The sequence below is a fragment of the Citrobacter sp. Cpo040 genome (assembly GCF_030332915.1).
Classification (GTDB): Bacteria; Pseudomonadota; Gammaproteobacteria; order Enterobacterales; family Enterobacteriaceae; genus Citrobacter; species Citrobacter portucalensis.
Window position 1 is genome coordinate 1,477,298 of sequence record NZ_JAOWGX010000034.1, and the last position, 23,631, is coordinate 1,500,928.

Below are 23,631 nucleotides of genomic sequence, written 5' to 3' on the forward strand. Positions count from 1 at the left end.
GTGGTCGAACCGCTGAGTTACTTTCTATTTTGCAGCCCGTGACGCAGCACGCTTATGGCGAATTACTTCAATCACCCCCGGCAATACGGAAAGGACGATAATCGCCACAATCAATAATTTCAGGTTTTCCTGGACGATCGGCAAATCGCCGAATAGGTAGCCTGCGTAGGTGAACAACAATACCCACAGCAATGCACCTACGACGTTATACATCGCAAAGTGACGGTAGGACATATGTCCCATACCGGCAACAAACGGCGCAAATGTACGCACGATAGGCACGAAACGCGCCAGGATAATCGTCTTACCGCCATGACGCTCGTAGAACGCATGGGTTTTATCCAGGTAGCTGCGGCGGAAAATTTTGGAGTTCGGGTTACTGAAAAGTTTTTCCCCGAACAATCGGCCAATCGTGTAGTTCACCGCATCGCCCACAATCGCCGCCACAATCATCAGTGCCACCATCAGATGAACATTAAGATCGTTGGTTGGCAGCGCAGAAAGCGCACCCGCAACAAACAGCAGCGAGTCCCCAGGCAGGAATGGTGTCACCACCAGCCCGGTTTCACAGAACAGGATCAGAAACAGAATGGCATATACCCAGATACCGTATTCCGCAACCAGCTCCGCCAGGTGCACATCAATGTGCAGGATAAAATCGATAAGAAAGTAAATCAGGTCCATAGTTTTGCCTTTATACGACTCAAATTAGTCCGCCAGAAATAGCGGGCCCATAGGCGGTTTTGGCAGGTCGAACCGGTCCGGGTAATCTACCGCAACCAGGTACAATCCTTCCGCTTTCGCCGTTGCCGCTGCCAGCGTTCTGTCCTTTGCCGCTAACAGTTCTGCTATCCAGCTCTCCGGCTGGTTGTTGGCGCCAACTTCCATCAGGCTGCCGACAATATTCCTGACCATATGATGTACAAAGGCATTCGCTTTAATATCCACCACCACATATGCACCGAAACGTTCGACGTTAATGTGCATCACGTTTCGCCACGGCGTGCGCGACTGACACTGCACCGCTCGAAACGAGGTAAAATCATTTTCGCCAATCAGACACTGGGCCGCACGATGCATACGCTCAGCGTCCAGCGGTTCATAGTAATGGGTTACCCCTTTACCCAAAACCGCAGGGCGCAACCGATGATTGTAGATGATGTAGCGATAACGGCGAGCCGTGGCGCTAAATCGGGCATGAAAATCATCGGGTACAGCTTTAACCCAGCGCACGGCGATGTCACCAGGTAAATTCGCATTTACCCCTAGTGTCCAGGCCGCATCTTTACGCTGGGCAGTGGTTTCAAAATGCACGACCTGCCCAGTGCCATGAACGCCCGCATCCGTGCGTCCTGCACAAAAAACATTGATGCGTTCATTCGCCACCTGAGAGAGCGCTTTTTCCAGTTTTTCCTGAACGCTACGCACTTCGTTCTGGCGCTGCCAGCCATAATATTTGCTGCCGTCATACTCAATGCCCAGCGCAATTTTATGGGTTGACGGCTGTTGCTGGTCAGACATTAGTACAGGTACTCCTGCACCAGTTTTTCCGCAATTTTCACCGCCATTAACGCGCCGCCAAAGCGTACGTTGTCCGCCACAGACCAGAACTGAACCTGCTCTGGCATACCGTAATCATTATGCACGCAGCCAATAGAAAGGTGCGGCGTGCCCGATGCATCGCCAACCTGGGTCGGGAAGTCGGTCTCTTCCGACAACACCACGTCTTCACCGCGTGAAAACGCATCGCGCGCTTCTTCCGCCGCCAACGGGCGCAGGGCCTCAAAATTTACCATCTGCGCGTGGCCATAAAATACCGGGGACTGCACAATGCTGGCGGAGATGAGCAGACCGTCATCCTGCATAATTTTGCGCACTTCATCGACGATACGACGCTCTTCACGCACGCTACCTTCACGATCGGGCAGCAGCGGCAGCATGTTGAATGCCAACTGACGGCCAAAGAAATCATCTTCGTCAATCGGGATACCGTTAAGCAGTTTCGCACTCTGTCCGGCCAGCGCATCCACCGCTTTTTTGCCATGAGCGGAAGCTGAGATAATATTGGTCACCGTAATACGCGAAAGCCCACCGTCATCAATCAACGGTTTCAGCGCAGACAGCAGTTGGCTGGTCAGACTGTTAGGCACTGCAATCACATTGCGGTTACGGTAATCCGCCAGCACGAACGGGTTAACGTCCGGAACCACCAGCGGAACGTCTGGCTCAAGCGCGAACAGACCGCTGCTGTCGATCACCAGGCAACCCGCATTAGTGGCTTCTTCTACCCATGCGGCGGTGGCTTCAGCGCCCGCAACAAAAAATGCCAACTGTGCCTGCGTCCAGTCAAAGTCTGCAACGTCCTGTACTATGACCGATTTACCGTTAAAACGCAGATGTTCACCGGCGCTTTCATTACGCGCCAGCGCATAAATTTCACCGACCGGGAACTGGCGTTCAGCCAGCGTATCGAGCAGGGCTTCGCCTACGGCGCCCGTTGCGCCCAGAATGGCAATATTCCAGCCTTCAGACATGGTGATTTACTCCAAGAAATACGTAAGCGTCCCTGTCGCATTATTCGACAGGGAGCATTAAGAAGACATTAATGTGCCGGATGATGAACAGCGTTAAAACCCAGCTTACACAATAAGGCAGCAGCCGTTGCGTCGTCACACATCACATATAAAGACGACCATTCACGACGCTCAAGGTAATTTTTACGCAGTTTATCAAACTCACCCGGAATTCCAGCGACTTTACGCAGCGGCGCATCATCGCGGCGCACATCATACACTAAATGCACCAGCCTTTTCAGCGTTGGCTGATCTAACGGGCCGTGCAGGGTGATACGACCAAATTCCGGCGCGGGTAACAGGGTACTGAGCGCAACGTGCTGCTCGTGACCAATAAACTTACTATAGGCCTCAAAGACCTGCGTGGTGCCACGCGCTTTTCCTTCGAGGGTATACCCGGCAATGTGCGCCGTGCCGATATCGGCTTTCTCCAGCAACGCCACATTAAGATCCGGCTCTCCTTCCCAGACATCCAGCACAACGCTCAGCGACTGACCGGCATTCAACCGGTTCAGCAATGCCGTATTGTCGATGACCGGCCCACGGCAGGCGTTGATCAGAATAGTGCCCGGCTTCAACCGGCTAATCAGCGCGTCATCCGCCATGTGCAGCGTTTTGTACGGCCCGTCTTTAAACAGCGGGGTATGGAAAGTCAGCACATCGGCTTGCTCAACCAGTTCATCCAGCGAGCAGAAATTGCCTTCGTCACCGCGATCGGCTCGCGGTAGATCGCACAGCAGCGTGCGGATCCCCAGCGCTTCCAGACGCGCCTGCAAACGCCCGCCCACGTTGCCCACACCCACAATGCCTACGGTGCGATCGCGTAACGCAAACCCGTCGCGCTCCGCCAGCATCAGCAACGCTGAAAAAACATATTCTACGACCGCTATTGCGTTACAACCGGGCGCGGCGGAAAAACCGATCCCCGCCTGCGCAAGCCAGGCGTCATCCACATGGTCTGTGCCAGCGGTTGCCGTACCGACAAATTTAACCGTTTTTCCGCCAAGCAGTGATTCATTTACTTTCGTCACCGAGCGCACCATTAAAGCATCCGCATCATCCAGTTCAGCAACGGGAATCGGACGACCGGGAACCGCTTTGACCTCCCCCAAACGACTGAACAGTTCGCGGGCATAGGGCATATTTTCATCAACGAGGATTTTCACGTCTTTCGCACCTGTTTGAGAACGAGAGTTAACCGGGCAAGTGTGCCATAATCTCGCCGCCAGGCATACTGCGAGACCTGGTCAGCACAGATTTAAGGAACAGAGATGATGCAGCCCATTTCAGGTACGCCCGCACGCCCTCCCGGCGAAGGCCAAAATGCCCCTTCCGCTGCGGGTGAACAACCGTTATCCACGCAACAACGTACTGTGCTGGAACGGCTAATTACCCGTTTGATTTCACTCACCCAGCAGCAAAGCGCTGAGGTGTGGGCCGGAATGAAGCACGATCTGGGCGTCAAAAGTGATACGCCGCTGCAGTCACGTCACTTTCCTGCCGCTGAGCAAAACCTTAACCAACGACTGGGGGTTGCTCAGCAAAATCATGTTAATCGTCAGGTGCTTTCGCAGCTCACTGAATTACTGAGCCAGGGAAATAATCGCCAGGCGGTGAGTGATTTTATCCGTCAGCAGTATGGGCAAACGGCGCTCAGCCAGCTCACGCCTGAGCAGTTGAAGAACGTGCTCACGCTGCTGCAACAAGGACAGCTGTCGATACCGCAGCCGCAGCAGCGCCCTGCTACCGATCGCCCGTTGCTCCCCGCAGAGCACAATACGCTGAACCAGTTAGTTACCAAACTGGCGGCGGCCACGGGAGAATCCGGGAAGATGATCTGGCAGTCGATGCTGGAGCTGTCTGGCGTAAAAAGCGGTGAGCTGATCCCTGCCAAACAGTTTACGCACCTGGTCACCTGGCTGCAGGCGCGCCAGACGCTCAGCCTGCAAAGCGCACCAACGCTACAAACGCTCCAGGCGGCGCTGAAGCTGCCATTAGAGCCGAATGAGCTGACAGCGATAAAAGAATACGCGCAGCAGACGTATCAGATCCAACCACAATCGATTCTGACCACGGTGCAGGTGCAGGACTTGCTCAATCAAATTTTCCTGCGTCGCGTGGAACGAGAACGTGAGCTCATCGATCCGCGTCATCTGCAGCCCATTTACAGCCCGTTCGCGCCGATGATTGAAACGGTTAAATCTCTGTCGGCACGACCGGGACTGCTGTTTGTTGCGTTGATGATTGCGTTAGCCATTTTCTGGCTGGTCGCTTAACCTTTACGCAGCGTAAGCAACGTTACAATAATCCCCACCACGGCGGATATCGCCCCGGCAAGGAACACTGAGGGATAACCGTACGCGGTGGCCAGCACCCCGGCGACCGGACCGCTTATGCCGTAGGAGATATCCTGAAACGCGGCGTAACCGCCCAGCGCCGTACCGCGAACCTGCGCGGGCACTCGCTTCACCACTTCGACGCCCAATGCCGGGAAGATAAGCGAACACCCGGCCCCGGTTAATGCCGCCCCGAGCAGCGCAATCCAGGCCGATGGGGCCTGCCACAGCAAAATCAGCCCCGTTGTTTCCACCAGCAAAGAGACAACGGCAACCTTCACGCCGCCGAAACGGTCCGGCATCCAGCCAAACAGAATGCGCATCAGCACAAATGCCCCACCAAACGCAGTCAGGGTGAACCCCGCCATCGTCCAGCCGTTGCTGACAAAATAGAGTGAAATAAATGTACCGATCACCGCAAAGCCAACGCCCTGCAGCGCCAGGCCCAGGCCCGGTTTCCAGATAAGCCCCACCACGCTCCATAACGAAGGACGTTCTCCTGCATGCGCAGGCACTTTACGCACGGTGCCGTTGAATGCCCATGCCAGCAGCGGTAATACCATCGTCGTTCCCGCCAGCGCCGCGAAGCCAAAGTGGCTGTGGATCAACAGGCCCAGCGGTGCACCGGCGGCCAGCGCGCCGTAAATCGCCATTCCGTTCCACGACATCACCTTACCGGAGCGTGTTGGGCCGACCAGCCCCAACCCCCAGGTCAGCGTACCGGTGAGCAGTTGGCTTTCGCCAAAACCGAGGATCAAACGCCCGACGATTAACAACGCAAATTTTACAGGGACAGAAACAGGCAATAGCGCGGCTAAAAGCCACGCCGCGCCCGCCAACCCACAGGCAAACATCCCCTGTAGCGCCGAGCGTTTAGCACCATATTGATCGGCTAAGCGCCCGGCGTAGCCGCGCGTTAATACCGTCGCCAGAAACTGTACACCTACGGCGATACCGACCATGGTGTTGCCATAGCCCAGTTCCTGATGCACAAACAGAGGAATCACGGGCAAAGGGAGACCGACCGTCATATAGGTCAGGAAAACTGCAAAAGCGATACGAAACAGCGAAAAGTTCGCCGAAGGTGTTTTTTCTTGTTGGGTTACAGCTGTCATGCGTTACTCCAAAATGCAGAGTAAGGCGAGGAATGCCCACGCCCCCTCTACCTGACTATCAGGATTAAGGTGCGTTGGATAACGTTAAACGCTTACGCATTATCAAGAGGATAATGTTGAAGCTGGAGTCTGCCTGTAAACCCGATCGATTGTCAACGATATAAAAAAGGGAGCCTGACGGCTCCCTTTACTGTACAGCATGAGCCGGATATAAGATCCGGCACACTGTCTTATGCTTTCAGCTTACGCATGACCAGCGTTGCGTTAGTGCCGCCAAAGCCGAAGCTGTTAGACATCACGGTAGTCAGCGCCTGCTCGGTCGGTTTGGTCACGATGTTCAGACCTGCCGCCTGCTCATCCAGCTCTTCAATGTTGATGCTCGGCGCGATAAAGCCGTGTTCCAGCATCAGCAGAGAGTAGATAGCTTCCTGTACGCCAGCTGCGCCCAGGGAGTGGCCGGTCATGGCTTTAGTCGCAGAGATTGCCGGGCTGTTGTCGCCAAACACTTCACGGATTGCACCCAGCTCTTTCACGTCGCCTACCGGGGTAGAGGTACCGTGAGAGTTCAGGTAGTCGATCGGGGTGTCTACACCGTGCATCGCCATTTGCATGCAACGTACTGCGCCTTCACCAGACGGAGCAACCATGTCTGCGCCATCGGACGTTGCGCCGTAACCGACGATTTCCGCGTAGATATGCGCGCCACGTGCCAGCGCGTGCTCCAGCTCTTCGACCACGACCATACCGCCACCACCAGCGATAACGAAACCGTCACGGTGTGCGTCATAGGTACGGGAAGCTTTTTCCGGTGCATCGTTGTATTTGGTAGACAGCGCGCCCATGGCGTCGAATTCACACGCCATTTCCCAGCACAGCTCTTCGCCGCCGCCAGCAAAAACGATATCCTGTTTGCCCAGCTGAATTTGTTCTACCGCGTTACCGATACAGTGCGCGGATGTCGCACAGGCAGAGCTGATAGAGTAGTTTACGCCGTGAATTTTGAACGGCGTTGCGAGGCAGGCAGAAACGCCGGACGCCATCGCTTTGGTGACCACATACGGGCCAACCGCTTTCAGACCTCGCGGGCTACGCATTGCGTCAGCACCGAACACCTGAAAACGCGGGGAGCCGCCGCCGGAACCTGCAATCAGGCCAACGCGCGGGTTGTTCTGGTAATCTTCTGCTGCAAGGCCGGCATCAGCCACTGCCTGTTCCATAGAAAGGAATGCATAGATGGATGCGTCGCTCATAAAGCGCACTACTTTGCGGTCAATGAGGCCAGTGGTATCCAGTTTTACGTTGCCCCAAACGTGGCTACGCATGCCGGAGTCCTTCAGCTCCTGAGAGAAAGTGATCCCTGAACGTCCTTCACGCAGAGATGCCAGGACTTCCTGCTGGTTATTACCGATGCTGGAAACGATGCCCAAGCCAGTAATCACTGCACGTTTCATTCAATACCTCTGTAAGTCGCACTATTTTAAAGTTTCGAGTGGCACAATAGCGTACACTTGTACGCCGAACAAGTCCGATCAGCCATTTAATGTGGAAATTTGCGCAGCCAGGCACTCATCGCTAAGATCGGGGCACAGCCTGCCAGACGAGTAACTTACGTGAAACAATACGCTATACAACCTGCAAACCTTGAATTCAACGCTGAGGGTACACCTGTTTCCCGAGATTTTGACGATGTCTATTTTTCTAATGATAACGGGCTGGAAGAGACACGTTACGTCTTTCTCGGCGGGAATCATCTCGCCCAGCGATTCCCCGCGCATTCACGTCCCCTCTTGGTGGTGGCAGAAAGCGGGTTTGGCACCGGACTTAACTTCCTGACGCTCTGGCAGGCATTTACCGGTTTTCGCGATAGCCATCCTGAAGCTACCCTGGAAAGATTACATTTCATCAGTTTTGAAAAATATCCGCTAACGCGCGAAGATCTCACCTTAGCCCATCAGCACTGGCCAGAACTTGCCCCGTGGGCCACGGCGCTGCAAGAGCAATGGCCGCTGCCACTGGCGGGATGCCATCGCCTGCTCCTTGATGAAGGACGCGTCACGCTGGATCTGTGGTTTGGCGATATTAACGAACTGACCAGTAAGCTCGATGACTCCCTGAATCAAAAAGTGGACGCCTGGTTTCTGGACGGTTTCGCACCGGCAAAAAATCCGGATATGTGGACGCCAACGCTGTTTAACGCAATGGCCCGTCTGGCTCGTCCCGGCGGTACGCTGGCGACCTTCACCTCAGCGGGCTTTGTGCGTCGGGGGTTGCAGGAAGCCGGGTTTACGATGCAAAAATGCAAAGGCTTTGGTCGCAAACGTGAAATGCTCTGTGGCGTAATGGAACAGACGCTGACGCTCCCTTCATCGGCTCCCTGGTTTGCACGTTCCGGAACAGATAAACGCGAAGCCGCCATTATTGGCGGGGGGATTGCCAGCGCATTGCTGTCGTTGGCGTTACTGCGTCGCGGTTGGCAGGTCACACTCTATTGCGCCGACGATAATCCAGCCGGGGGTGCCTCCGGCAATCGCCAGGGCGCGCTTTATCCGCTAATCAGCAAGCATGACGCGGCCATTAATCTCTTTTTCCCCACCGCGTTTACCTTCGCTCGTCGACTGTATGACGCCCTCCCCGTTGAGTTCGCGCATGACTGGTGCGGTGTGACGCAACTGGCGTGGGATGAAAAAAGCCAGCAAAAAATCGACCAAATGCTGTCCCTTGAATTGCCTGATGCGCTCGCCGTCAGCGTTAACGCAGAGCAGGTTTTACAAACGACCGGCGTCGAAACCGGATGCGGCGGGATTCAGTACCCTGCCGGAGGATGGCTGTGTCCGGCACAGTTAACCGCCGCCGTATTCGACTACGCCGCAACGCTGGGATTACGCACGCGGTATCAACATACGCTGGCCTCGCTGTCTCGCCAGACAGAACACTGGCAATTGACGTTTGCCAGTGGCGAAACCGCCACTCACGCTGCTATAGTTCTGGCTAACGGGCATCGCATTAACGGCGTTGAGCAAACGCAGTCGCTACCAGTGTACTCCGTAGGCGGTCAGGTGAGTCACATTCCTACTACGCCTTCGCTTTCAGCGCTGCGCCAGGTGCTGTGCTATGACGGCTACCTCACGCCGCACAACCCGCAAAACCAGCAGCACTGCATTGGCGCCAGCTATCATCGCGGAAGTGAAGAAACGGTGTATCGCGCGGACGATCAGCAGCAAAACCGTCAGCGCTTAATAGATTGTTTCCCGAATGCCGCATGGGCAAAAGAAGTAGACGTTAGTGGCAATGCCGCCCGTTGTGGAGTGCGCTGCGCCACGCGCGACCACATGCCGATGGTCGGCAACGTCGCGGATTATGACGCCACGCTCAGCCAGTATGCCACTCTTGCCGAAGACAAAGTGCACGCCGTAAACGCCCCGGTGTATTCCGATTTATTTATGTTGGGTGCGCTGGGCTCGCGCGGGCTGTGTACTGCCCCGCTGTGTGCAGAAATTCTGGCATCGCAAATGAGCAATGAACCCATACCAATGGATGCCAACACGCTGGCAGCGCTGAATCCGAATCGTCTGTGGGTAAGGAAGTTATTGAAGGGTAAAGCGGTGAAATAAGATACCATCTCGCCATTGCCTGATGGCGCTACGCTTATCCGGCCTACAACCCCCGTCCGCGTAGGCCGGATAAGACGCCTTCGCGTCGCCATCCGGCACAATCCACTGCAATTATTATTGCGTTGCCTTCTGGAACAGTGTGTCCCACATCTCTTTCACTAACGCCTGGTCACGCGGCGAGAGTTCGCCTGCGCTGATGGCCTTTTCCAGGCTGCTGGTCACATTGGCGTACAATGCCTCAGCGGAATGGTCCTCGCCAGCATCCAGCTCAGCCACAGCCAGCGTCAGGTGCCCACGCAAATAGCCACTGGCAAACAACTCATCATCGCTGGCGTGCTCTACCATATCGTCGATTAATGCCAGAATGCGTGATTCAAACTCCGCGATCATCTTATTTCCTCATTGTAAACGTGGCAGCGGCTTCAGTTGAGCGCTTCGGGCCACGGGAATTGTTCCGCCGTAAGTTCAGGCGTGTGATAATAATTCTGTAACGCGTTAATGAAACGCGCCGGACGTTCAGGGATCCCCTTTTCCAGGTACTCCATCACCTGAGCATGAACACGGCGCTGGAATACCACGCGATCCGGTTCAAAGTCTCCTTCCAGATTGTCGCAACTGACGTTAAACGGGTAGCCCGCCGCCATGCAAAACAACCAGTCAAACGCCTGCGGCTTCACTTCCACGTCTTCAAACTGGCATTGTGTCTTCGCGTCGCGTCCGTCCGGGCAGTACCAGTAACCGAAATCGACCAGTTCACGACGGGCTTTACCGGCGATGCACCAGTGTGAAATTTCGTGTAACGCACTGGCGTAATAACCATGCGCAAAAACGATACGGTGATACGGTAATTCCGCATCCGCTGGAAGATAGATCGGTTCGTCGTCGCCTTTAATCAGACGGGTATTAAATTCATCGGCAAAGCAGCCGTTAAAAATCTCAATTAACTGTTCGTAGTGATGCGTATTATTCATTAGTTCATCCCCAGCCAGTGGAGAATCTCCTGTCCATGATTATCATAAAGTAGCTTGGCGCTCATCACGGCGGAGACAATAACGATCATTGGCCGAATGAGTTTTTGTCCTTTGCTGAGTACCAGTCGAGAGCCCATCCGTGCGCCAATAAACTGGCCAATGAGCATCACAAAACCTGTCGCCCAAATCACTTTGCCGCCGAGGGCAAACAGCAACAACCCACCGATATTCGATGTGGCATTTAATACTTTGGCGTGGGCCGTCGATTTCGCCAGGTTGTATCCGCACAGCATGACAAAAGCCAGCGCGTAGAACGACCCCGCCGCCGGACCAAAAAAGCCATCGTAAAAGCCGACGCAGCCCCCGGCCACCAGCGCGAAAGGCAAACCGTGCAGTCGGCGCTGTCGATCCTCTTCCCCGATTTTCGGCATCAACAGAAAGTAAAGGCCAATACAGATAACCAATACTGGCAGGATCTGGCGCAGAACATCTGACTGCACGTGCTGAACCAACAGCGCGCCACTCATTGAGCCGATAAAGGTCATGAAGATATTGAGCTTCTGATCCGCCAGATTCACCACACCCCGACGAATAAAATAGAGGGAGGAAGAGATAGATCCCCCGCAGGCTTGCAGCTTATTGGTCGCCAGCGCTTGCGCAGGTGGCATCCCGGCCGCCATCAATGCCGGGATGGTGAGTAGACCACCACCTCCGGCCAGAGAATCAATAAAACCTGCCAGCATCGCCACAAAAAAAAGCACACCTAACAGCAGTGGCGACACCATAAACAGAGAGGCAAAATGATCCATTAGAGTACATGCTCGTCCAGTAGCGCCTGGCAGGAAGGCGGCAACGGCGGCGGTGTCTTCTTCTCAGGCTTGGTGGTTCCAGGTTTTGGAGGTTCGAACCAGCTTTGCAGCTCTGCGCCACAGCCGTCACCCGGTGGCGGTAACGGTTGATCTTCGCACTCAAGGCTGTCGGCAGGGCAACGTAACCGCACGTGCATATGCGCACGATGCTGGAACCACGGCCGCACTTTACGCAACCAGTCCCTGTCGGTCCCTGCATCCAGACAAAGTTGTTGCTTAATCGCCGGATTCACGAAAATACGCGTTACTTCATTATCTTTTGCAGCCAGCCTGATCAGGCTGAAAATCTCCGGTTTCCACAGTGACGGCACAACACGTTTGCCATCCTGTGAGACCAGATCTAACGCCTGCGGCCGCAGCAGTTGCGACTGGGTCCAGCGCGTTTTCGGCAGTTGCAGGAAAATATCCACATCCAGTCCCGTCTGGTGGCTGGCGTGACCGCCATTGAAACGCCCACCGGCCGGCATCCCCATATCGCCGATTAACACCGTGCCCAGCCCCTGACTATTGGCCTGATAACTCAGACGCTGGATAAACCTCACCAGATCCGGATGGCCAAAGTAACGACGCTGATCGGTGCGCATCACCTGATAGTGTTCTGACTGTACAGGCAGCGTATCAGCGCCAACAATACAGCCATTGGAAAACGCGCCGATAGACTGCGCACTTCCTGCAACCGGATGGGTAATTTTCTGCCAGGGCGTCGCCGCCAGACAGGCGGTACTGGCAAACAGAGCCAGCGCCGCAAGTGCCGTTTTTTTCATCTCTTACCAGCGTGGAATATCGGTCTTCACGTCCGCATTTTGCGCCCGCTGACGCAGCAGGTGATCCATCAATACGATCGCCAGCATCGCCTCGGCGATCGGTACGGCGCGGATCCCTACGCACGGATCGTGGCGACCTTTAGTGATCATTTCGACTTCTTCTCCAAAGCGGTTAATAGTGCGCCCAGGAACGGTAATACTGGACGTCGGTTTCAGCGCCATATGAGCAATGATTTGCTGCCCGCTGCTGATCCCGCCCAGAATGCCGCCCGCATGGTTACTCTGGAAACCTTCTTTGGTGATTTCGTCACGGTTCTGACTGCCGCGCAGCGCAACAACGTCAAATCCATCGCCAATCTCAACGCCCTTAACGGCGTTAATGCTCATCAGCGCATGGGCGATGTCAGCATCCAGGCGGTCGAATACAGGTTCGCCGAGACCCGCAGGTACACCGCGTGCAACAACGGTCACCTTCGCTCCGATTGAGTCACCTTCTTTCTTCAGCCCGCGCATCAGTTCGTCCAGCGCTTCGAGTTTATCCGGGTCCGGGCAAAAGAACGGGTTAAGTTCCACCTGGGACCAGTCTTTGATCTCCAGCGGAATATCACCCATCTGCGTCAGGCAGCCGCGGATCTCAACGCCGAATTTTTCCGCCAGATATTTTTTGGCAATCGCTCCGGCCGCCACGCGCATCGCCGTTTCACGTGCGGATGAACGTCCGCCGCCACGGTAGTCGCGCAGGCCATATTTTTGCTCATAGGTATAGTCGGCGTGTCCCGGACGAAAAACGTCCTTAATCGCGCCGTAATCCTGTGAACGCTGATCGGTATTTTCGATCAGCAGGCCAATGCTGGTGCCTGTGGTAACGCCCTCGAACACCCCGGAGAGGATTTTCACCTGATCCGGCTCACGACGCTGCGTAGTGTAGCGCGATGTGCCCGGACGGCGTCTGTCGAGATCGTGCTGCAGGTCAGCTTCCGTCAGAGAAATGCCCGGCGGAACACCATCGACAATACAACCGAGCGCCAGCCCGTGTGATTCGCCGAAAGTGGTTACGCGAAAGAGTTGCCCAATTGTGTTTCCTGCCATCACGGCTCCGTTATGCGTGTTGTGTATGTGCGCGTGTAATTAGTCTTTATAAATGCTGAAGTGCTCGCGAGCAGCAACTAACTGCTCTTTGGTCAGCATGAATACGCCGTCACCGCCGTTGTCGAACTCCAGCCAGGTGAACGGTACATCCGGATATTGCTCTATCAGATGTACCATGCTGTTTCCGACTTCACAAATCAGAATACCGTTATCTGACAGGTAGTCTGGGGCGTTCCCCAGAATGCGGCGGGTAAGTTTCAGCCCATCGCTGCCGGACGCCAGACCCAGTTCAGGTTCGTGACGATATTCGTTTGGCAGATCGGACATATCTTCTGCATCGACATACGGCGGGTTGGTCACAATCAGGTCATACTGGACTTTCAGCAGATCGCGGAACAGATCGGAACGGATCGGCGTGACGTGATGAATCAGGCCGTGTTCTTCAATATTGTGTTCGGTCACCGCCAGCGCGTCAGTGGAAATATCCACCGCATCCACTTCGGCTTCCGGGAAGGCATACGCGCAGGCAATGGCAATACAGCCGCTGCCAGTACACATATCGAGGATATGCTGTGGTTGCTCATTAATAAGGCCCGCAAAGCGGTTATTGATAAGCTCGCCAATCGGTGAACGCGGAACCAGCACGCGTTCATCAACATAAAACTCATGCCCGCAGAACCAGGCTTTGTTGGTCAGATAAGCAACCGGAATGCGCTCGTTGACGCGGCGAATCACGCGTTCAACAATACGATGACGCTCGCTGGAGGTCAGACGCGCGGTACGCATATCTTCTGGAATATCCAACGGCAAATAAAGTGACGGCAGCACCAGTTGTACGGCCTCGTCCCATGGGTTATCCGTGCCATGGCCATACCAGATGTTCGCCGCGCTAAAACGGCTGACCGCCCAACGCAACATGTCCTGAATGGTATGCAGTTCACTCACTGCTTCATCGACGAAAATTTTATCCACGTATTCCTCCAGGGCATGCTCGTATTAATTTCGGCGGCTAGTTTGCCACGAAGACGGCGATAAATCAGCATTCACACGGGGCCTGAACGCGAAAATTGCGTTTTAAGCGATCGGATGCCCGCCGAGTCGGGTTAAACTAACGGAAAATAAAAGTTGAGACTCTCGAATGAAAAAGAAAACATCGCTCAGCGAGGAGGATCAGACGCTGTTTCGCCAGCTGATGACCGGCACGCGTAAAATTAAACAGGACACCATTGTTCACCGACCTCCACGTAAAAAAATTGCCGAGGTTCCGGTTAAAAGACTGCTACAGGAGCAGGCTGATGCCAGCCACTATTTCTCGGATGAGTTTCAGCCGCTGCTGAATACGGACGGTCCGGTAAGATACCTGCGCGCCGACGTCAGCCATTTCGAACTGAAGAAAATGCGCCGTGGCGATTACTCTCCGGAGCTGTTTCTCGATCTGCATGGGCTGACCCAGCAACAGGCCAAACAAGAGTTAGGCGCGCTGATTGCCGCCTGTCGCCGTGAGCATGTATTTTGCGCCTGCGTGATGCATGGCCACGGAAAACATATTCTGAAACAGCAGACGCCGCTCTGGCTGGCACAGCATCCGCACGTGATGGCCTTTCATCAGGCGCCGAAAGAATACGGTGGCGACGCCGCGCTGCTGGTGCTGATTGAAGTGGAAGAGTGGCTACCGCCCGAACTTCCGTGATGCAGAAAAACAAAAAGAGCCGCATTTGCGGCTCTTTGATTTTCCGGGTGGCGGCTGCGCCTTATCCGGCCTGTTTAAATCGCTTTTGCCATTTTCAGGTTACACGGGCTCATCTGCCAGTTAAAAGTACCCTTCCCGCTCTCATCAAGCGTAACGCTGGCAATCGCTGATGTGGTAAACATCGGCGGTGTTTCACCAGGGCAAAGCTCAGACACCAGATATCCCACTAAAGGCAAGTGAGAGATAACCAGTGCCGTGGCAATACCTTCATTGGCCAGAGCCTGTAAATAGGCGCTGACCAGACCGACATCGCCGCAGGGAGTCAGCTCCGGCAAAACATCAACACCGGTTGGCAGGTTCATACACTCCCCCACCACATCCAGCGTTTGTTCGGCTCGTAGGAACGGGCTCACCAGAACACGTTCGATATCCACTTTTTGACCTTTCAGCCAGTTCGCCATCAGGCGAGATTCGTCACAACCACAGGAGGTTAAGGGACGAACCGAATCACTGGCGGCATCGAGGGCCGCGTCGCCGTGACGCATGATAAAAACTTGCATATTGCACCGCTTTTGTTAACCAGAATCACCACTACCTTTATTCACAGCCCCTATTGGCTGTGGTAACGATATGGTGGCCGGCATTGTGCCTTATCCATTCACCGAATGAAACGCTGTTTTTTACCTCAACGGCGTAAGTATAGTCAATCTCTGTTTACATTTTGAGCGCGACCCATACATTCAGTGCGGATTCATCCTACCTTTGACCTCATGAATTCAGGTCAGTTTCCCCAATATTCCAGAATCTTTCACTGCGTTCCGCCATCTGCAATAACTGCTCACACGGCGTAAACCGCGAGCCGTACTGCGTGGTCAGCCGTTGCAGAACCGCAACCACTTCACCCGCGCCGAGAGAATCCATATACCGGAACGGGCCGCCGAGGAATGGCGGAAAACCAATACCAAATACAGCGCCGATGTCGCCATCACGTACGCTGCGGACTATCTTCTCGTCGAAACAACGGGCTGCTTCATTGAGCATTAACATAACGCACCGCTCTGCTATCTGCGCGGCGGTAAGTCGGCCCTGACCCTGGACGCCAATAAGCGTATAAATTGCAGGGTCGACCTGTTTTTTGCTTTTACGCCCTTTCGCAGCATAAAGATAGAAACCCCGACCATTTTTTCTACCTTTGCGATCGTCATTCAAAATTGAAGCAACAACATTTGCAGGCGCGCTAAAACGTTCTCCATATGCAGCCTCAAGCACTGGTATAATTTTAGTGCCCGTATCAATTCCGACCTCATCCAAAAGTTGGATTGGCCCAACTGGAAAACCAAACTTAACCAGCGCGGCGTCTATGGTTTCGACCCGCTCGCCTTCGGTCAACATACGAATCGCTTCGTTAATATAAGGCGCTAAAATGCGGTTAACGTAAAAGCCGGCCTTATCTCTCACCACTATCGGCGTTTTGCCCTGTTTTTTCGCTAACTTAACGGTAGTTGCAATTGTCTGCTCAGAGGTCGTGGCATGCGGGATCACTTCGACCAACGGCATTTTTTCCACCGGACTAAAAAAGTGTAAACCAATCACTTGTTCGGGCCTGGCAGAGTTCGCAGCAATATCGCCAATGGGCAAAGAGGAGGTGTTAGAAGCAAAAATGGTATGAGGTGCGCAATTTTGCTCAACTTCTGCCACCATCCGTTGTTTTAGCGACAGATCTTCAAACACGGCTTCAATAATTAGATCGCGATGCGCAAAGCCACGGTAGTCGATTGATCCCGAAATCAGCGCCAGTTGTTTATCGCGTTCGCTGGCTTTGATATGACGGCGGCGAACCTTCGTTTCAAGCTGATCCCAGCTGTACTTCAGCGCGTGGTTGATTCCCTTAGCGTTTATATCTTTGATGCGCACAGGCAAGCCGCCTTTACAGGCCGTCACGTAGGCAATACCCCCGCCCATCAGACCGCCCCCCAAAATACCTACGCTGTTTAGCGGGCCAGGTTTCGCATCACTTCCGGGATCTTTTTTCACATCGGTGTTGGCAAAAAAGATGTGCCGTAGCGCCTGAGACTGGGATGTCATCGCCAGTTCACCAAACGCGCGGGCCTCAGCGTCGTAACCGCTACTGCTGCCTTGCGCTAGCCCGGTTTCGATGACCTCAAGGATACGTTCTGTTGCAGGGTAGTTACCTTGCGTTTTTTGCGCCGTCTTTTTACTGGCCATGCGGAACAACAGCGCCCGCCCCAGCGGCCCCGCCAACACTCGCTCTCTCACGGGCAGTGTTCGATGCGCAGAACTGTCCTGTTTAGCCAGTTCAACGGCCGCTTCCAGCAAAATGGAATGCGGTACAACTTCATCCACTAAACCAACTTTCAGCGCCTGTTTTGCGCGTAATTGTTTTCCGGTGAGGATCATATCCAGTGCGGTACTGACGCCAATCAGGCGCGGCAGCCGCTGCGTACCACCGGAGCCGGGCAACAAGCCAAGTTGTACTTCCGGTAAACCCAGAACGGTTTTAGCATCATCGGTACAAATACGATTGTGGCACGCCAGCGCCATCTCCAGGCCACCGCCGAGGCATGCGCCATGAATCGCGGCGATAACCGGGATCGGCAAGGCATTAATTTCCGCCATCATCTGCTGCCCCTGACGGGCCAGCGTTTCGGCTTCCTGCGCGCTACGACAGCTACCAATCATGTTGATATCCGCCCCGGCAATGAAGTTATCGGGTTTAGCCGAAATAAACACCACGCCGCGCAATGCTTTGTTATCGCGGATTTGCTTCAGAATGGCCCGTACCTGAGAAGCAAACTCCGCTTTCAGGGTGTTCATTTTCTCTCCGGGCACATCAATGGTGACAACAGCAACGTTATCCAGACGTACGTTTAGTGTAAAAGCCGATGCCATTTCCATTATTCCGCCTCCAGAACCATGGCTGCACCCAAACCACCAGCTGCACAGGCGGTCACTAAACCAAAACCACCGCCACGACGTCGTAACTCATGGAGGGTTTGGGTAATCATGCGCGCACCGGTAGCGGCGAAGGGGTGCCCATAGGCAATCGATCCACCCAGCACGTTAAATTTACTGTCATCAACTTCGCCAGTGGCATGTGCTCTGCCCAGCACGTCGCGGGCAAAACGTTCGCTACCCAGCAACTGAATATTCGCCAGCGTTTGAGCGGCAAAGGCTTCATGCATGTCGATCAGCGTTAAATCTGCCATCGTCAGACCCGCTCTCTCCAGGGCAAGCGGCGTTGACCACGCTGGTCCCAGCAGCATGTCCTGCCAGACATCGATGGCGGTAAAAGCAAAACTACGCAGGTACCCCAGTGGCACCAGCCCCAGCTCTTTCGCACGCGACTCCGTCATCATGATCACGGCGGCTGCGCCGTCCGTTAGCGGGGTACTGTTTGCTGCGGTGACAGTGCCGTGCTTGCGGTCAAACGCTGGACGTAGTTTGGCGTAATCGGCCAGCGTAGAGTTACCACGAATATTGTTATCTTCTGAAAAAGGATCTTTAAACGGTGGCGCGTAGGTAGTCATTACCTCATCTGCCAGCTTTCCTTCAGCCCACGCCTGAGCGGCACGCTGATGAGAGCGGTGCGCCAGAGCGTCCTGCTGTTCTCGGGTAATACCATAGGTTTTGGCCATTTGCTCAGCCGTATCCCCCATACGCAAACCGGTGGAATACTCAGCGACGGCTGGCGGCACAGGCATCAGATCACGTAATCGCAGTCGGGAAAAGAGTTTAAGGCGTTGACCGGTAGTCCGGGCCTTATTGACATCCACCAGCACCCGCGCCAGCTTTTTACTAACGCCAATAGGCAAGACTGACGAGGAGTCCGCACCCCCCGCAATTCCCGCACGAATAGACCCCGCCATCAGGCTTTCCGCGACATTCGCCACTGCCTGAAAACTGGTCGCGCAGGCTCGGCTTACGCTATAGGCATCCGTATGCACATTCATGCCGGTTCCCAGCACGATTTCACGAGCAATATTTGGCGCTTCAGGCATTTGCACCACCTGACCAAAAACCAGTTGCTCAATCACATCAGCAGGTATTTCGCTGCGCGCCAGCAGCTCACCGACGACCATTTTTCCTAAATCAACGGCGGGAATGCCATGAAACGCGGTAGCCTGACGAGCAAATGGCGTACGCAATCCACTTACAATGGCAATACGGTCGCCCTGGCGGGTAACCAGCGGTAAAGCCTGACTCATAACACTCCCCTGTAAAAAAAATAAAATAAGTGGTCTGACCTGATCATAGTCTTAACCAATTTTTTACATTTAGCCAAGCGGAGAGAAAAGAAAGTGGGAGCTAAGACACAGTGAATAATCACTGACAGTTACGAAAAAGCCCTTGCTATCTGATAGCAAGGGCTTTTGCAGAGGGGGAGATTAACGCAGGCCCAGCTGGAAGATCAGCGTTTCAGCTTCACAGGCAAAAACAAAGTCGATATCCAGACGCACACCTTCTGACTCTTCAGTAAAGGTCGAGGTGATTTGGCAAGGCTCAGATTCCACGCCACGCGCCTTTTCGGTCAGAGCGGCCAGCGTTTCTTCCGCCTCTGCGCGATTCGCGAACACACGGCTGTAGGACGCGGTGCAATCGGAGTTGTCCATGATGGTGCCAACATCCATACAGCAGCAAACCGGGGTTTCATCAGCACTGCATTTACTCATTGTAGATTTCCTCTGTATTCGCACCTGAGGTGCCAGATAAACGATAGGGATATTTTACGCTCCCATTATTCGCCTCTCCAGTCGTTAATTGTATGAAATGCGATAAGTGACCGAAATCACACTTAAAAATGATCTAAAACAAAAATCGCCCAAACAGGTGAGTGCGCACCCCCGCAATTTTGCCAGCTGGATCGCGTTTCTCTGATCAAATTTGAAAATATTTATAAACATACTTGCAACATTCCAGCTGGTCCGACCTATACTCACGCCACTGGTCTGATTTCTAAGTCGTACCTCAGACCCTACACTTCGCGCTCCTGTTACGGCATGTAACATTGTTTGTATAAAAATAAATCTATGAGGTTATGGTCATGAGCCAGAAAACCCTGTTTACAAAGTCTGCTCTCGCAGTCGCAGTGGCAATTATCTCCACACAGGCCTGGTCTGCAGGCTTTCAGTTAAACGAATTTTCTTCCTCTGGCCTTGGCCGGGCATATTCGGGTGAAGGCGCAATTGCAGATGATGCAGGTAACGCCAGTCGTAACCCGGCATTGATTATGATGTTCGATCGCCCTACTTTTTCAGCAGGTGCAATTTTCGTTGACCCAGATGTAGATATTTCCGGTCGCTCGCGTATTGGCAATGACGCCAGCCAGGATAATATCGCCCCAACAGCCTGGATACCGAACGTGCATTTTGTTGCTCCGATTAACGATCAGTTTGGTTGGGGGGCCTCAGTCACCTCTAACTACGGCCTGGCTACGGAGTTTAACAATAATTACACAGCAGGCTCGATGGGCGGGAAAACCGATCTGGAAACGCTCAATCTAAACCTGAGCGGTGCTTATCGCCTGAACAATCATTTTAGCTTCGGTCTCGGTTTAAACGCCGTCTATGCAAAAGCGAAGCTTGAACGCTATGCTGGCGATTTACCACAGCAGATCGTTGCAGGCTCCGGGGGCAGAATTCCTCCATCACTGGCCGCGCAATATCCGGCAGATACACAGATTGCGCGCCTGAAAGGTGACGAGTGGGGCTTCGGTTGGAATGCTGGCCTTCTTTATGAAGTAGATAAAGATAACCGCTACGGTTTCACCTACCGTTCTGAAGTAAAAATTGACTTCAACGGTGATTACCGCAGCAATCTGCCATCAATGGACCGTATTCCTGCGCAGTTGCGTCCGGTGTTCGCGAGCCTGCCAGCAGGAACCAACGGCAGTACGATCGATGGTTCACTTGATCTGAACCTGCCAGAAATGTGGGAGTTTTCAGGCTATAACCGCGTTGCACCACAGTGGGCGGTTCACTACAGCATGGCTTATACCAGCTGGAGTCAGTTCCAGGAGCTGAAAGCAAAAGGCAACAACGGCCAAACCTTGTTCTATAAAGAAGAAGGCTTCAAAGACTCCTATCGCATCGCGCTCGGTACTACCTATTACTATGATGATACCTGGACGTTCCGTACCGGTATCGCCTTTGATGATAGCCCGGTTCCGGCAAACCGTCGTTCCATCTCTATTCCGGATCAGGACCGCTTCTGGCTGAGCGCGGGTACAACCTACGCCTTTAATAAGGATGCATCGTTGGATGTTGGCATCTCTTATATGCACGGTCAGAAAGTGAAATTCGAAGAAGGCCCATACTCCTTTGAATCTGAAGGGAAAGCCTGGTTGTACGGTATGAACTTGAACTACGCATTCTGATTTTCTTCAGACGTAAAAAAGGTGAGCTTTTTAGCTCACCTTTTTATTTGCCCAATTCCTTACTCAGAATCGATCTCTTTTAAATCGTCCTGAATATCTTTCGCGTTCGGGTTTTCTTCTGGTTTGAGTTTCCCGCCGTTCGCAATAAAGTCATGACGCTGGAAGTAAGCTTCACGCACCATGATGTAAGGATCGGAAGACTGACGCAGCAGACCATCAGAGTCGAGCAATTGCGCACGAGTTTCAATCCCTTCAACCGTCCATTTGCCTATCGACAACGGCCAGGTCAGCCAAGACAGTACCGGATACAGCGTATCGACCATATCGCCGCCGTCATCACGCAGCGTGAAACTACCGTAGAACGGAAGCTGCATATACGGCCCGTAACCAACATCATAGTGGCCTAACGTACTGCCAAAGCGGTGTGGTTCAACGCGCTGCAACTTCGGATTAGCCATACCTGCCACATCGATAAAGCCGCCCATACCTAACAGGGTATTCAGGAAGAAACGGGTAAAGTGCACCATCCCCTGATAAGGATCGCCTTGCAGGAAATAGTTGACCATGACGGCCGGCTCTTCAAGGTTCCCCGTAAAGTTGCTTAAACCATTACGCGCCGGCTGCGGAACATAGTCACGCCAGGCAACAGCTACGGGTCTTACAACGTATGGATCTAAAACATTAAAGTTGAAGTTGTACATGGTGCGGTTGAACCCTTCAAATGGGTCCGAACGCCCCTGCTGTTCAGTACCGGAGCTCGCACACCCCACCAAAAGTGTGGTTCCCAGCGCAAGCGCCGACAGGCGAAGCTTCATAAGTGTCTCCCTGTGTTTTATGGCTATCGCTGATTGCCATCCATGACGGAACGATGACGTATCCGCCTGTTTAGATGTGAGCGATTGTAACAGCACGTCAAATGATGTCTATATACCCTGTCTTACTGATTTGATCATAGCCTGGTAATGCGCACTCCGCGGCGGTTCTATTCTAACTAACCCGATAAAAACAAACGTTACTATTTTTGCTATCTCAGACTTTCTCCCGCTGATTTTCAGACAAAAGCCGCTACGCTTTAGCAATACGTGCTTATTCAGGATTCGGCTATGAATGACATCAAGAAAGATAAGATTGATCGACACAGCGACGAACTCGAGGTGGAAAGCGATGAAAAGCTAACAGGGAAAAAGATAGAGCTTGATGAGGACAGACTCCCCTCCCGCGCCATGGCAATCCATGAACATATTCGCCAGGATGGGGAGAAAGAGATGGAGCGTGACGCGATGGCGCTACTGTGGTCAGCCATCGCAGCAGGACTGTCGATGGGCGCCTCGCTACTGGCAAAAGGGATTTTTCACGTACAGCTGGAAGGTGTGCCAGGGGGATTTTTACTCGAGAACCTCGGTTATACCTTCGGCTTTATTATTGTCATTATGGCCCGCCAGCAACTTTTTACCGAAAATACCGTCACCGCTGTACTGCCGGTGATGCAAAACCCTACCCTTGGCAATTTTGGCCTGTTGATGCGCCTGTGGAGCGTGGTTCTGCTGGGTAATATTATTGGCACCGGGGTTGCAGCATGGGCATTTGAACATATGCCGATTTTTGATGAAGAGACCCGCGATGCTTTTGTCAAAATCGGCATGGATGTGATGAAAAACACTCCTGTGGAGATGTTTTCCAACGCCATCATTTCCGGCTGGTTAATTGCCACCATGGTGTGGATGTTTCCCGCCGCCGGAGCGGCAAAAATTGTGGTCATTATTCTGATGACCTGGCTGATTGCGTTAGGTGATACCACGCATATCGTCGTCGGCTCGGTGGAAATTCTCTATTTGGTCTTTAATGGCACGCTGCACTGGAGTGATTTTTTCTGGCCCTTTGCGCTACCAACGCTCGCCGGGAATATCTGTGGCGGAACGTTTATTTTCGCGCTAATGAGCCATGCGCAGATCCGCAATGATATGAGCAACAAACGCAAGGAAGAAGCCAGGTTGCAAGCAAAGCGTGATGAGCAAAAGCAGAAAAACCAGAAAAAACAGGCCTGAATGGTGACTGTTTGAGCAGTCGGGCGGCCTGAGACTTACCGTTGTGAGTAAAAAACGCTATACTCGTGCCGCTTCGTCCCCTTAGTTAAATGGATATAACGAGCCCCTCCTAAGGGCTAGTTGCAGGTTCGATTCCTGCAGGGGACACCATGAATTCTTATGCTCCCCGTTATA

The 23,631-nt window shown here is 53.5% G+C and carries 22 protein-coding genes and 1 tRNA gene; 6 read left to right on the plus strand and 17 right to left on the minus strand.

Features of this window, described 5'->3' with window-relative positions; all coding sequences use genetic code 11:
* Nucleotides 1-24: 24 nt before the first annotated feature.
* The 4 genes from OGX86_RS11830 to pdxB all read right to left on the minus strand — a co-directional run bounded on the left by OGX86_RS11830 (nucleotide 25) and on the right by pdxB (nucleotide 3,739).
* On the minus strand, nucleotides 25-684 hold the full coding sequence (locus OGX86_RS11830; protein WP_003028140.1) for a DedA family protein: 660 nt from the start codon (nucleotides 682-684) through the stop codon (nucleotides 25-27).
* A 24-nt stretch (nucleotides 685-708) separates the two neighbouring features.
* Nucleotides 709-1,521 (minus strand): tRNA pseudouridine(38-40) synthase TruA, encoded by an 813-nt coding sequence (truA, locus tag OGX86_RS11835; RefSeq protein WP_003028142.1) that lies wholly within the window; start codon nucleotides 1,519-1,521, stop codon nucleotides 709-711.
* Nucleotides 1,521-2,534, minus strand: a complete 1,014-nt coding sequence (locus tag OGX86_RS11840; protein ID WP_008785360.1) for an aspartate-semialdehyde dehydrogenase — start codon at nucleotides 2,532-2,534, stop codon at nucleotides 1,521-1,523. The genes truA and OGX86_RS11840 overlap by 1 nt, the downstream gene beginning before the upstream one ends.
* A 68-nt stretch (nucleotides 2,535-2,602) precedes the next feature.
* Nucleotides 2,603-3,739: a 4-phosphoerythronate dehydrogenase PdxB gene (pdxB, locus tag OGX86_RS11845; RefSeq protein WP_213786053.1), complete on the minus strand. Its 1,137-nt coding sequence runs from the start codon at nucleotides 3,737-3,739 to the stop codon at nucleotides 2,603-2,605.
* A 108-nt stretch (nucleotides 3,740-3,847) separates the two neighbouring features.
* On the opposite strand from pdxB, the gene flk reads away from it, so the two are divergent.
* The gene (gene flk / locus OGX86_RS11850) at nucleotides 3,848-4,849 is read left to right on the plus strand and encodes a flagella biosynthesis regulator Flk (RefSeq protein WP_048216403.1); all 1,002 of its coding nucleotides are present in this window, start codon (nucleotides 3,848-3,850) and stop codon (nucleotides 4,847-4,849) included.
* Here flk and OGX86_RS11855 read toward each other — a convergent pair.
* Both OGX86_RS11855 and fabB read right to left on the minus strand, forming a co-directional pair.
* Complete coding sequence (locus tag OGX86_RS11855; protein ID WP_128611945.1) at nucleotides 4,846-6,024, minus strand: MFS transporter; 1,179 nt, start codon at nucleotides 6,022-6,024, stop codon at nucleotides 4,846-4,848. The genes flk and OGX86_RS11855 overlap by 4 nt on opposite strands.
* Before the next feature lie 230 nt (nucleotides 6,025-6,254).
* Entirely contained in the window at nucleotides 6,255-7,475 is a 1,221-nt protein-coding gene (gene fabB, locus OGX86_RS11860; protein WP_008785363.1) for a beta-ketoacyl-ACP synthase I, read from the minus strand.
* Between the two features lie 159 nt (nucleotides 7,476-7,634).
* On the opposite strand from fabB, the gene mnmC reads away from it, so the two are divergent.
* Nucleotides 7,635-9,635: a bifunctional tRNA (5-methylaminomethyl-2-thiouridine)(34)-methyltransferase MnmC2/FAD-dependent 5-carboxymethylaminomethyl-2-thiouridine(34) oxidoreductase MnmC1 gene (gene mnmC, locus OGX86_RS11865; RefSeq protein WP_286640105.1), complete on the plus strand. Its 2,001-nt coding sequence runs from the start codon at nucleotides 7,635-7,637 to the stop codon at nucleotides 9,633-9,635.
* A gap of 114 nt (nucleotides 9,636-9,749) precedes the next feature.
* Here the strand turns inward: mnmC and OGX86_RS11870 are convergent, their stop codons facing one another.
* From OGX86_RS11870 to prmB, 6 genes are read right to left on the minus strand one after another with little or no spacing between them, the layout of a single operon-like run.
* Entirely contained in the window at nucleotides 9,750-10,025 is a 276-nt protein-coding gene (locus tag OGX86_RS11870) for a YfcL family protein (protein WP_003028163.1), read from the minus strand.
* A 32-nt stretch (nucleotides 10,026-10,057) separates the two neighbouring features.
* Nucleotides 10,058-10,606, minus strand: coding sequence for an elongation factor P hydroxylase (locus OGX86_RS11875; RefSeq protein WP_003834819.1), 549 nt, complete (start codon nucleotides 10,604-10,606; stop codon nucleotides 10,058-10,060).
* Nucleotides 10,606-11,415 carry a sulfite exporter TauE/SafE family protein gene (locus OGX86_RS11880; RefSeq protein ID WP_003834821.1) on the minus strand — a complete coding sequence of 270 codons (810 nt, stop codon included), beginning with the start codon at nucleotides 11,413-11,415 and terminating at the stop codon, nucleotides 10,606-10,608. The genes OGX86_RS11875 and OGX86_RS11880 overlap by 1 nt, the downstream gene beginning before the upstream one ends.
* Entirely contained in the window at nucleotides 11,415-12,239 is an 825-nt protein-coding gene (gene mepA / locus OGX86_RS11885) for a penicillin-insensitive murein endopeptidase (RefSeq protein ID WP_032944099.1), read from the minus strand. The genes OGX86_RS11880 and mepA overlap by 1 nt, the downstream gene beginning before the upstream one ends.
* 3 nt (nucleotides 12,240-12,242) lie before the next feature.
* A complete protein-coding gene (aroC, locus tag OGX86_RS11890) occupies nucleotides 12,243-13,328 on the minus strand; it encodes a chorismate synthase (RefSeq protein WP_003834825.1) in 1,086 nt (361 codons plus the stop codon).
* A 39-nt stretch (nucleotides 13,329-13,367) separates the two neighbouring features.
* Entirely contained in the window at nucleotides 13,368-14,300 is a 933-nt protein-coding gene (gene prmB / locus OGX86_RS11895; protein ID WP_003028173.1) for a 50S ribosomal protein L3 N(5)-glutamine methyltransferase, read from the minus strand.
* A gap of 166 nt (nucleotides 14,301-14,466) precedes the next feature.
* Between prmB and smrB the strand changes: the two genes are divergently transcribed.
* Entirely contained in the window at nucleotides 14,467-15,018 is a 552-nt protein-coding gene (gene smrB, locus OGX86_RS11900; protein WP_003839296.1) for an endonuclease SmrB, read from the plus strand.
* A 74-nt stretch (nucleotides 15,019-15,092) separates the two neighbouring features.
* Here smrB and sixA read toward each other — a convergent pair whose 3' ends face one another.
* From sixA to OGX86_RS11920, 4 genes are all read right to left on the minus strand, one after another.
* The gene (gene sixA, locus OGX86_RS11905; RefSeq protein WP_003028179.1) at nucleotides 15,093-15,578 is read right to left on the minus strand and encodes a phosphohistidine phosphatase SixA; all 486 of its coding nucleotides are present in this window, start codon (nucleotides 15,576-15,578) and stop codon (nucleotides 15,093-15,095) included.
* Nucleotides 15,579-15,786: 208 nt separating this feature from the next.
* A complete protein-coding gene (gene fadJ / locus OGX86_RS11910; RefSeq protein WP_128317523.1) occupies nucleotides 15,787-17,934 on the minus strand; it encodes a fatty acid oxidation complex subunit alpha FadJ in 2,148 nt (715 codons plus the stop codon).
* Complete coding sequence (gene fadI / locus OGX86_RS11915) at nucleotides 17,934-19,244, minus strand: acetyl-CoA C-acyltransferase FadI (protein ID WP_008785369.1); 1,311 nt, start codon at nucleotides 19,242-19,244, stop codon at nucleotides 17,934-17,936. The genes fadJ and fadI overlap by 1 nt, the downstream gene beginning before the upstream one ends.
* A 180-nt stretch (nucleotides 19,245-19,424) precedes the next feature.
* Nucleotides 19,425-19,709: a YfcZ/YiiS family protein gene (locus OGX86_RS11920; protein ID WP_003834838.1), complete on the minus strand. Its 285-nt coding sequence runs from the start codon at nucleotides 19,707-19,709 to the stop codon at nucleotides 19,425-19,427.
* A 371-nt stretch (nucleotides 19,710-20,080) separates the two neighbouring features.
* Here OGX86_RS11920 and fadL point away from each other — a divergent pair, with 371 nt between their 5' ends.
* On the plus strand, nucleotides 20,081-21,412 hold the full coding sequence (fadL, locus tag OGX86_RS11925; RefSeq protein ID WP_020996688.1) for a long-chain fatty acid transporter FadL: 1,332 nt from the start codon (nucleotides 20,081-20,083) through the stop codon (nucleotides 21,410-21,412).
* A 59-nt stretch (nucleotides 21,413-21,471) separates the two neighbouring features.
* Here the strand turns inward: fadL and mlaA are convergent, their stop codons facing one another.
* Nucleotides 21,472-22,227, minus strand: coding sequence for a phospholipid-binding lipoprotein MlaA (gene mlaA, locus OGX86_RS11930; protein ID WP_003028190.1), 756 nt, complete (start codon nucleotides 22,225-22,227; stop codon nucleotides 21,472-21,474).
* A 288-nt stretch (nucleotides 22,228-22,515) separates the two neighbouring features.
* Between mlaA and OGX86_RS11935 the strand changes: the two genes are divergently transcribed.
* Together OGX86_RS11935 and OGX86_RS11940 are read left to right on the plus strand one after the other, a co-directional pair.
* Nucleotides 22,516-23,457 (plus strand): formate/nitrite transporter family protein, encoded by a 942-nt coding sequence (locus OGX86_RS11935; protein ID WP_048224768.1) that lies wholly within the window; start codon nucleotides 22,516-22,518, stop codon nucleotides 23,455-23,457.
* Nucleotides 23,458-23,532: 75 nt separating this feature from the next.
* Nucleotides 23,533-23,607: transfer RNA gene (locus OGX86_RS11940), tRNA-Arg, on the plus strand.
* The last annotated feature ends 24 nt before the right edge of the window (nucleotides 23,608-23,631 follow it).

What these genes read in the sequence shown, in the direction of transcription:
- mlaA (WP_003028190.1), bottom strand. Translation starts at nt 22,227, where the DNA reads ATGAAGCTTCGCCTGTCGGCGCTTGCGCTGGGAACCACACTTTTGGTG.
- smrB (WP_003839296.1), top strand. Translation starts at nt 14,467, where the DNA reads ATGAAAAAGAAAACATCGCTCAGCGAGGAGGATCAGACGCTGTTTCGC.
- OGX86_RS11875 (WP_003834819.1), bottom strand. Translation starts at nt 10,606, where the DNA reads ATGAATAATACGCATCACTACGAACAGTTAATTGAGATTTTTAACGGC.
- OGX86_RS11935 (WP_048224768.1), top strand. Translation starts at nt 22,516, where the DNA reads ATGAATGACATCAAGAAAGATAAGATTGATCGACACAGCGACGAACTC.
- OGX86_RS11855 (WP_128611945.1), bottom strand. Translation starts at nt 6,024, where the DNA reads ATGACAGCTGTAACCCAACAAGAAAAAACACCTTCGGCGAACTTTTCG.
- aroC (WP_003834825.1), bottom strand. Translation starts at nt 13,328, where the DNA reads ATGGCAGGAAACACAATTGGGCAACTCTTTCGCGTAACCACTTTCGGC.
- OGX86_RS11870 (WP_003028163.1), bottom strand. Translation starts at nt 10,025, where the DNA reads ATGATCGCGGAGTTTGAATCACGCATTCTGGCATTAATCGACGATATG.
- fabB (WP_008785363.1), bottom strand. Translation starts at nt 7,475, where the DNA reads ATGAAACGTGCAGTGATTACTGGCTTGGGCATCGTTTCCAGCATCGGT.
- mepA (WP_032944099.1), bottom strand. Translation starts at nt 12,239, where the DNA reads ATGAAAAAAACGGCACTTGCGGCGCTGGCTCTGTTTGCCAGTACCGCC.
- OGX86_RS11840 (WP_008785360.1), bottom strand. Translation starts at nt 2,534, where the DNA reads ATGTCTGAAGGCTGGAATATTGCCATTCTGGGCGCAACGGGCGCCGTA.
- fadL (WP_020996688.1), top strand. Translation starts at nt 20,081, where the DNA reads ATGAGCCAGAAAACCCTGTTTACAAAGTCTGCTCTCGCAGTCGCAGTG.
- sixA (WP_003028179.1), bottom strand. Translation starts at nt 15,578, where the DNA reads ATGCAAGTTTTTATCATGCGTCACGGCGACGCGGCCCTCGATGCCGCC.
- fadI (WP_008785369.1), bottom strand. Translation starts at nt 19,244, where the DNA reads ATGAGTCAGGCTTTACCGCTGGTTACCCGCCAGGGCGACCGTATTGCC.
- OGX86_RS11830 (WP_003028140.1), bottom strand. Translation starts at nt 684, where the DNA reads ATGGACCTGATTTACTTTCTTATCGATTTTATCCTGCACATTGATGTG.
- fadJ (WP_128317523.1), bottom strand. Translation starts at nt 17,934, where the DNA reads ATGGAAATGGCATCGGCTTTTACACTAAACGTACGTCTGGATAACGTT.
- OGX86_RS11880 (WP_003834821.1), bottom strand. Translation starts at nt 11,415, where the DNA reads ATGGATCATTTTGCCTCTCTGTTTATGGTGTCGCCACTGCTGTTAGGT.
- truA (WP_003028142.1), bottom strand. Translation starts at nt 1,521, where the DNA reads ATGTCTGACCAGCAACAGCCGTCAACCCATAAAATTGCGCTGGGCATT.
- OGX86_RS11920 (WP_003834838.1), bottom strand. Translation starts at nt 19,709, where the DNA reads ATGAGTAAATGCAGTGCTGATGAAACCCCGGTTTGCTGCTGTATGGAT.
- flk (WP_048216403.1), top strand. Translation starts at nt 3,848, where the DNA reads ATGCAGCCCATTTCAGGTACGCCCGCACGCCCTCCCGGCGAAGGCCAA.